Below are 494 nucleotides of genomic sequence, written 5' to 3'. Positions count from 1 at the left end.
GGACGTAATGATGGGGCATTTGATATATCAACGCTCTGCAGCGTTCCGGCTTCATTAATAATAAACATACCCGGCTCAGCAAAGTTATGATCGGTTTCTTGCTCATGCCGAGGCATCGAAACATATAGCCCCAGCTGTTTCATTTGGACTTCGGTTAAACCGTACGCGATAGGGAAGCTAACATTCAGTTTCTGAATATGTTCTTCTAATTGATCTTTTGAATCAGCAGAAACCGCCATAACATCGACACCGATATCAGCGAGCTTCGTCTTATATTCTTCTAATAAGTTTAAATAACGAGTACATAACGGGCAATGCTTTCCACGATACACCACAACCATGTGCCACGTGGCGCCTTCAGTTATCGTTTGGCCTAATTGAACAGTCGATCCATCTAGCAGATTGGCTTTAATCGTTGGAAAAGCATCACCTGCTACTAGTTTAAAAGAGGTTGTCATTGCGTACTCCGAATATGATTCATATAGCTTTTCTTT

At 41.9% G+C, this 494-nt stretch carries 1 protein-coding gene; it reads right to left on the bottom strand.

What is annotated here, in order from left to right; translation table 11 throughout:
- A partial coding sequence (locus Q4528_RS12670; RefSeq protein ID WP_303521816.1) for a redoxin domain-containing protein occupies nt 1–458 on the bottom strand: 458 nt, incomplete at its 3' end.
- Between the last annotated feature and the right edge of the window lie 36 nt (nt 459–494).

It is taken from the genome of Staphylococcus pasteuri, assembly GCF_030547725.1.
Classification (GTDB): domain Bacteria; phylum Bacillota; class Bacilli; order Staphylococcales; family Staphylococcaceae; genus Staphylococcus; species Staphylococcus pasteuri.
This window is presented reverse-complemented; position numbering and strand designations above follow the sequence as displayed.